We start from the raw sequence: 8,491 nt of genomic DNA, 5'->3' as shown, positions 1-8,491 counted from the left end.
AAGAATCAAAAGAACTAAACGGTTTTTGCCCACCCTACAAGCTACAAACTAAAACCCAAGTAGGGTGGGCAAAGTAATCTAATTTATAATAATCCAAATAATTCAACGGTTTTTGCCCACCCTACAAGCTCACAAAGTTAAAAAGTGATATAATGAAAATTACACCATTACTGACACCTGTTGTGGTAGGTTGTATAGTTACAGCTGCTCCGGTAGCCTTGGCGGATAGTCCCTTAACTAGTACTCCTTTTGCTAAGGCATATAAAGATGTTGATCTGATTACATATGCCTCGGTTTATGGACTTGATGATAAGGTTTTCCAAAACCTAAGCAATCCCAATATTACCCATGATGTGCGAGCAGCGATTATCAACCAACTTGGGTTTTCTGTTGAGCCGAGCCAGAGGGCTAATCAGTATCTTGAGTATATTGCTCGCAGCCGTAGTCAGCAGCCATCAGCCATTACCCTTGAGATGTTAACGGCAGCAGAAGCCCTAGCGCTAGGCTATTTACTAGCCATGGATGACCCAACTTTGGAGAGTGCTGTTGCAGTAAGCAATCGCTCTAGATCAAGCAGTAGTCTGGGGCAAGTTCAGCGAGCTAATGCTCTATTATTATTGGATGCAGCAGTTGTGAAGGATCCTGAAGATTTCTCTATTGCTTTTATCCGTAGCCTGGTTCGGGCACAACAGTCATTACGGGCAGGGATTGGGAATTGGTGTGCGGTTTACCAGAATGTTTTTTCGGTATTAAAGGACTTTCCCCGTCAACGAAACATGCGCCCTGAAGCGATTGATATGGTTAACGATTATATTAGAGGTTACCGGAACTATTGTAATAGTCGCTCTATTTCTCGTTGACTGGGATTTGGAATGCGATCGCAAAAGCTGATCGAGTTAAGAGTCTACAATGGGGGCGATCGCAAAACCCTCCCTGCTCCCTGCTCCCTGCTCCCTACTCCCTACCTACAACCAAATCCCACAGCACATCAATACCATTGCCCACATAGTCTGAATCCTGGTGTTGTTCAATCCATTCAATCACAGTGCGGAGAATATGATCGGATGTTTTGCCCAACTTACCCAAGGCATAGGCTCCCATCCAACGCACATTAGAGTCATTATCCTGAAGCAGTGCTAGTAGGCCGTTGACTACGGTGTCTGAGCTGTTGCCCAATTTAATCAAGGCATAGGCTGCCGTACTACGCACATAAAATTCATTATCCTGAAGCAGTGCTAGTAGAGTGTTGACTACGGTGTCTGAGCTGTTGCCCAATTCAACCAAGGCATCGGCTGCCCTTATACGCACAGAAGATTCATCATCCTGAAGCAGTGCTAGTAGGCCGTTGACTACGGTGTCTGAGCCGTTGCCCAATTCAACCAAGGCATCGGCTGCCCTTATACGCACATAAGATTTATCATCCTGAAGCAGTGCTAGTAGGCCGTTGACTACGGTGTCTGAGCTGTTGCCCAATTCACCCAAGGCATCGGCTGCACTACTACGCACATTAAAGTCATTATCCTGAAACAGTGCTAGTAGGCCGTTGACTACGGTGTCTGAGCCGTTGCCCAATTCACCCAAGGCATCGGCTGCACTACTACGCACATTAGAGTCATTATCCTGAAACAGTGCTAGTAGGCCGTTGATTACGGTGTCTGAGCTATTGCCCAATTCACCCAAGGCATCGGCTGCACTACTACGCACATTAGAGTCATTATCCTCAAGCAGTGCTAGTAGAGGGTTGACTACGGTGTCTGAGCTGTTACCCAATTTACCCAAGGCTGTACTAGCACTACTACGCACATCAGAGTTATGCTGCTCAAGCAGTGCTAGTAGAGCATTGACTACAGTTTCTGAGTCCTTGCCCAATTTACCCAATTCATAGGCTGCACTAATACGCACATTAGAGTCATTATCCTCAAGCAGTGCTAGTAGAGACTTGACTATGTTTTCCTTGACTACGGTGTCTGAGCTGTTGCCCAATTTACCCAAGGCATCGGCTGCCCTTTCACGGACATCAGAGTCATTATCTTTCAGTCGTTCTAGCCATATGTCAATTACCTGATCTTTTTCCCCTAATTTAGCTCGATAGTTCAGCAATCTTTTCTCATTAATATCAGATTGCTTCTTCAACAATTCCAATACCTGTTCTTGAAAATTCGTTTCATTTAAACTACAAATTATTTGATAAACTTGGTGATGAATATTATTACCAACTCGTTCTTCACTCACCTCCAACTCAACCAACCGCTCTAAAATCTGTTGCACTAAGCTACTATCAGCACCCCGCAAATTCTTGGGGTTTTCCGCCAAACAATTACCAGCAAACAACAAGTCCCGATGCAACCACTGCTCATAATCACTCTTATTATTCAAAACTATCTTAATCGCTTTCGCCGCCTTTTTGGGTTTTTGTTGTGCTATCAGCAATAGTAACACTTCGCGCCAGTGGGAGTCATGCAAATGCTCCCGAATCGGATCCAAAACAATATCAAAATCCCCGTCATTATCCGCTTCATAGTCAATATCTTCAGCACACAAATATTCCTGAAAAGTCTTATGGACAAAGGCATAACAATTTTGCCCCTGCTCATTCAATAAACCAGTGCGCTCCCGAATCAATTCTACAAATCGTTTCGCCTCTTCCTCGGCCTGATGAAGCTTCACCTCCTTCATGGTTTTAATCTGCTGCTTCAACTGATCAATCAACTCATCCCGGTCAATCAGGGTGCCACTGTCGTTATCTTCAATATTTCCCTGGATATGAATCCAATAAGCCAGGGATTCCATCAACCGGCGTAAATCATCCAAACCCAAATAGGTCAACCAATTATCACGAGTTAACTCTTTATTGGCATCCCAAGAGGTTAACAAGGTTTCCACTGCCTTGTCATAAAGCTTATGGCGCTCCTTGGGCAATACCGCTTGATACCGATGAATCAAGGCAATAATTGTCAACAATAACGGATTCCGTGCCAACAACTTAATCCGGTCATTATCATCCAGAGCCTTTCGTAACGTCTGCTTGCGCCTTTCCGCTTCTGCTTGGTCTTGAAACCTGCTATTATACCAGTTATCAATAAATGCGGAAATCTTCTTGTCATCAAAGGGTTCAATTTGATAGTGGGGAAAGTCCTCAGTGCGGAAAAAGTCCCGTCGATAACCAGCCGGACGAGATGTAATAATCGCTCGATTTCTGTCAAACTGTCCTAAAAAATTATTGATGCGACTGACCACATCATTCCGTTTAGCGTCTTCTGCTACTTCATCCAAACCATCCAGCAATATTAACGCTCTACCATCAGACAACCAATGGTCAAAAAATCCCACTGGTATGGTGTTGACGGCCATGGTTTTTTCAGCAAACATCCGGGCATAGTCGATCAGGCTTTTATCTGGATGTCTGGCCAAGTCTCGTATCCTAATTAAAATCGGTAGCCAGTCAGTATTACCATCTAATCCCAAAACCTCAGCTTTGCTCTGAGCTAACATTACGGCAAAATAACTCATCAAGGTTGTTTTACCGGAGCCTGGAGCACCCAATATCACTACTCGTCTCGACTGATTTTGACTCAACAACTGATCAGCCAAAAATTTCCTAGGAGTTGTCTTTTCCAACAGCGCCCTTTCTGGTTTTTCACCACTTGCCTCTGCTAACCGCTCCAATTCCAAATCCCTAGCAGTTGCCACCTCCTGCACCACATCTGGCATTACAAAAATCTGGGCTAACTTCTCCGATTTTTCTACTTCTTGCCCAGCCACAGCAATGCCAGCAAATTTTACATCATCAAACCATTTGGCTAACTGGTTACAATAATCCTGTTTGGCTACCTGAAATTTTAGATAAGTAGCAGTCTGCTCAAAATAAGCATTAACAAAGATCTTTATCCAATCCGGTAAACTGGCTTGTTGATTTAGTTGGATACTCTTGGCTTCAGCTTGCTGTTGAAATAGCCTGACTAAAAAATCACAGTCTGGCTTTCCTTGATTGATTAAGGGTTTCTGTAATTCCGCCACAACCCCCGAGTTAGTAAAATAGTTGCCCAAAAACTTCTTAACTCCATTCCAGCCATCCGGGGCGACATGAAAAAATAAGCGCTTTTGACTATCGAGTTTTTCGTCCGATTGATAAACCGCTTCTACTCCAGCTTTGATGGCTTTTTCGACATCGCTTTTAGTCAGAGATTGAGCTATATGCTTACCCACTGCTACCCCAGCACTACCTAACAAAGGTGAGACTATTTTGGGTATTTCTAAACTAGCCAAAAGTGAGAGGGGGTCCATAATTGATATTTACTTAGGTTTAATTAGTTTAATTGTAATAGCAATTCATAGTCCCAACTGATTTAGAGCATCCCCACACTGAACCAACGCTTGATCTGAATTTGGTTCAATTGCCAGGGCTTGATTGTAGTTCTTAATTGATTCTTCTAACCGCCCTATGCTCTTTAAGGCATTACCTCGATTAATCAGCATCTGACTCAATAAAGCAGCTTGATCAAGTCCCAACTCTTGGTAAATCTCAATTGCTTGATCATAAGAAGCTATGGAGCGCTCATACTGCTTGAGGCAATATAAGGCTCCACCCAAACTACTTAAAGAAGCTAATTCTCCGTAGCGGTCACCAATCTCATGTTGAATTTGTAAACCCTGTTGAAGATAGTCAATCGCTTCTCGATATTGGCCTAAGGATCGATAAGCATTACCCAAGCTACTTAAAGAATCTGCCTCACCCTTGCGATTGGCCGTAGGCCACGCTACGCGATCGCCGATTTCTCGTTGCCTTTGTAAAGCCTGTTTAAAATAGTCAATCTCTTCGTCAGCAGGTCTAGCACTACCAACATTGATGTTGTTTTGCCCTGGTTGGATTACATTATCAGAGAAACCGTTAGCTCCTATATCAACAGAAAAATCAAAAACACCTGCGCCCCAATCAAAGAAATCCGGAGCACGGCGAATAAAGTATTTAATAGCAAACGCTGGCAACACAAAAACAAAGCAAAGAGTTGGAAAATTATCTCGAAATAGCTCTCGCCGTTGGTTTAAATGACTCAAGATAGTAGGGACAGTATCAAGATTGTAGTAATCCCCGTCTCCGCCATATCCTGGCTTGATATAAGCTTCTAAAGATTTTTCAAGACCTTGAATGAAGAGAATAGTCAACTGATCGCGGTCTAGAATATTTTTAACACGATCATAAAGATTATCAATGGGCTCGTTTAATGTTAAGGTTGCTATTTGCTTCTGGGGTAAATCCTGATGCACTCGCCCAATGATCCGCTTAGCCTCCGCTGGAGGAGATTGCATGAACACAATCCCAAATCCCCTCCGTCGCCTCAGCGATCGCAAAAAGGCTTGGTAAATTTCCTCCCTAGAGGGTTGACTATCGTTAGATGACTTAGCAAGACTCATAAAGCTCTAACCTTTTTAAGTTCATCTTGGAATCTTGGAATCCCTTCGATTAGTGGATGAACATTACATCAAATCTGTAGGTTATCGTTTTCATCATAATAGCGGTATTCCAAGAGGCAGCGACTCAACAACAGACGTAAGTGATCAACATCATTATAGGCCTGCTTGAGATGACATGCTCGCGCTAAAATTTCCCATTCAGTCTCCTGTACAGTCTTCTGATAGGTCTCTCGTGTTTCTTCAATGGCTCGCTTTGCTGCTTTTTTAGTAATCGGTAGTTCATCTGTCCAGTCAATCGCTTTCTGGATTAATTGCATCAAGTTTCGGACATGTCCACCACTCATTAGACAAAGATTCTTTAAGGTCTCACCGTTATCAAATACCGGCGGAAAATCTAGCCCGTCTACTTTCCCCTCTAGGGTTTGAAGCAAGTTGGGTTCGATCAGGGCAATCCGACGACGTATCAATTCCCTCATTTTGTCTAGGCCCCGTTCATTTTCTGTTCCGTCTGGATTGCAAACCATGATCATTGGCAATACATCAGGTTTATCGTAATTATTTTCCAGCTGAGTTGCCCGTCCTGAGTACACCATGGCTATTGGCACAGTATAAATTACATGACAAGCCAATCTTCGTAACATTTCACTGCGATTCAGATAAATTTCATCATAGTTACTTGGTTTCCCTATGTCTTGGGTTTCTGCCATGCGATCAAGGTTGTCAACAATCAATACAATTCCTCGACTATTAGCAGACTTAGCAGACAAGGAGTTTTGAGCTTCCTGGATAAAGTCGTTGAGGGCTTCTACTAGAGATGGCGTATTGGCGTTAATTTTTTGGCGGAGTTCACGCCGTTTATCTGGTGTTGCTCGAAGGTTAGTAGTAATCTTGGCAAACTGTGAGATTTGCCCTTCTAAACTTAACCCATCAAACGCTACCTCGGTCAGGGCAATATCCTTTAAGGATTCCCAACGATCTTTCATCCAATTTAGTAATGGATTATGCTGTTCAAGCTTAATTGCTTCCACCAAGTGGCGAGTGCAAGCAAAGAGAATATCTGCATAATCAGCATCTTGGGGTTCAATATATTCGTCATCTGCAGCAAAGTAAACCACCAAATACTTCTTTTGTTCTAAATGCTCTTTTAGCCGTAAAAGTTCAGGAGATTTTCCTACTCCTCGGTGCCCAGAGTATAGCTGGCATGTTGGCTTTTTAGACCGGGTAATTTTCCTTCCTAACTCTCGAGTAACCTCCCAACCTCCACGAACATCTTGACAGTCAACATAAGCCTTTTTTGGTGGAGGCTGAAAAGGTTCAAAGGAACTATATATTTCGCTCAGTAAGTCCAACGCCACGACTACCTCAAACAATGATTTAGTTTAGATATTACTTATTATAGTATATCAGGTTTAAATTGGGTTAGGAATTTTATTATTGGGAGTAGGGAGTATGGATTAGGGAGCAGGGATAAGTAAATAGGTAAAAAACTGTGTATTTTTTTACCATTATCAACGCTAAAATTACCTAAGTTATCATCCCGACAAAAAACGCGATGCTCTGAGCAGCTAAGGGATGAAGCGTTCGCAAAGCGTGGCCCAAAGGCCTCAGCTTCCGCGCTTATGCGATCGCATGCCCTCAATCTAACCCATAATTCCTGGGTTTTGATCCCCCTAAATCCCCCTTAACAAGGGGGACTTTCCGGAATTAAACCTTTGATAAACAGGACTTTAATTACTCCCCCCAATGATCACGGGGGGCTGGGGGGGATCGAGATATAAAATGCTATAGAAAGCCATGGAACCATTGAGCAACTACGCGATTGACCTGCATGTCACGCTAGGCGATCGCATGCCCTCAATCTAACCCATAATTCCTGGGTTTTGATCCCCCTAAATCCCCCTTAACAAGGGGGACTTTCCGGAATTAAACCTTTGATAAACAGGACTTTAATTACTCCCCCCAATGATCACGGGGGGCTGGGGGGGATCGAGATATAAAATGCTATAGAAAGCCATGGAACCATTGAGCAACTACGCGATTGACCTGCATGTCACGCTAAGGGATGAAGCGTTCGCAAAGCGTGGCCCAAAGGCCTCAGCTTCCGCGCTTATGCGATCGCTTTCAAATATACCCTAGCAAAACGCTCTAAGAGGATATCTGAAAAGTTTTTTGATATTGAATTTTGCCCCCCTAGCCCCCAATTCTGGGGGGAACAAGAATCAATTTGTTGGTAAAAGTCCCCCAAAATTGGGGGATTTAGGGGGCTTTAATGTAGCAAATGAGACTTCTCATACAACCTCTAAAAAAAAACGCGATCGCTACTACCAAATCAAGCAAAAAAACAAAAAAAGTAATCTAAACTTTTTCATAAATACCCCCTCCGTGCCAAAATTATTTTCAAAAAAAATCTGAAAATTACTTGACAACATAAAAAATATTTTATAAGATAAAAATGTCCTCGGACAAAACACCTAAAACTAATCATGGACAATCAAGACTTTATCCCGAATTCCGATGATAATCCTAACAATCCTAATCCGCCTGAATCCTCTGGCGAATCCCGGCCAGGACGGAAGCAAATCAAACATATATTGATCGGTTCTCCCAAAACTGTGCGGATGACAATTTACAGCCTTTATAGCCTTGGCTACGCACAAGTTGATGAGTGGAGCACTCCTCAACCTACCGAAAATCCAGGTGAAGTAATCAGTATATTGATTCGATATCTGTCGGTAGATTAAGATAGCAACTTGCCAGGGATGCCAATCCCTGGCGACAAGGAAAAACCAAGGATAAAGGACAAAGTCTCAAGTGTCTGTGATTAGTACGAGGAATAGGTTAGTAGGTTGTTGATTGTGACAATTTGCTAACGAAATAGAGGACAAATAGTCAAGGACTCTAGGGTTGTTGACAATTACAATAAATAATTCGGTCAAGCATTGGAATTAACCAGAACTTGACCGAATTTTTTTATTTTGATCATTGAGGGAACAGGGAATCGGGAATCGGAACCCACCCCTAACCCCTCCCAGGAGGGGAACGGGAATCGGGAATCGGGAATTGGGCAATTGTTGCGTAG

Annotated in this window: 5 protein-coding genes; 2 read left to right on the top strand and 3 right to left on the bottom strand. The window is 43.0% G+C overall.

The genetic code is table 11. The features are described from left to right. The first annotated feature begins 152 nt into the window (after positions 1-152). Positions 153-860, top strand: coding sequence for a hypothetical protein (locus F6K37_RS20850; protein ID WP_287251862.1), 708 nt, complete (start codon positions 153-155; stop codon positions 858-860). A 94-nt stretch (positions 861-954) separates the two neighbouring features. Here the strand turns inward: F6K37_RS20850 and F6K37_RS20845 are convergent, their stop codons facing one another. The 3 genes from F6K37_RS20845 to F6K37_RS20835 form a co-directional block, all read right to left on the bottom strand. Then, positions 955-4,284: a HEAT repeat domain-containing protein gene (locus tag F6K37_RS20845; protein WP_287251859.1), complete on the bottom strand. Its 3,330-nt coding sequence runs from the start codon at positions 4,282-4,284 to the stop codon at positions 955-957. 45 nt (positions 4,285-4,329) lie between these two features. Continuing rightward, positions 4,330-5,412, bottom strand: a complete 1,083-nt coding sequence (locus F6K37_RS20840) for a tetratricopeptide repeat protein (RefSeq protein ID WP_287251857.1) — start codon at positions 5,410-5,412, stop codon at positions 4,330-4,332. 68 nt (positions 5,413-5,480) lie between these two features. Then, positions 5,481-6,767, bottom strand: coding sequence for an ATP-binding protein (locus F6K37_RS20835; protein WP_287251854.1), 1,287 nt, complete (start codon positions 6,765-6,767; stop codon positions 5,481-5,483). A gap of 1,128 nt (positions 6,768-7,895) precedes the next feature. On the opposite strand from F6K37_RS20835, the gene F6K37_RS20830 reads away from it, so the two are divergent. Further along, on the top strand, positions 7,896-8,153 hold the full coding sequence (locus tag F6K37_RS20830) for a hypothetical protein (protein WP_008183892.1): 258 nt from the start codon (positions 7,896-7,898) through the stop codon (positions 8,151-8,153). Positions 8,154-8,491 lie beyond the last annotated feature (338 nt).

It is taken from the genome of Moorena sp. SIO4E2, from assembly GCF_010671945.1.
Taxonomy (GTDB): Bacteria; Cyanobacteriota; Cyanobacteriia; order Cyanobacteriales; family Coleofasciculaceae; genus Moorena; species Moorena producens.
This window is presented reverse-complemented; position numbering and strand designations above follow the sequence as displayed.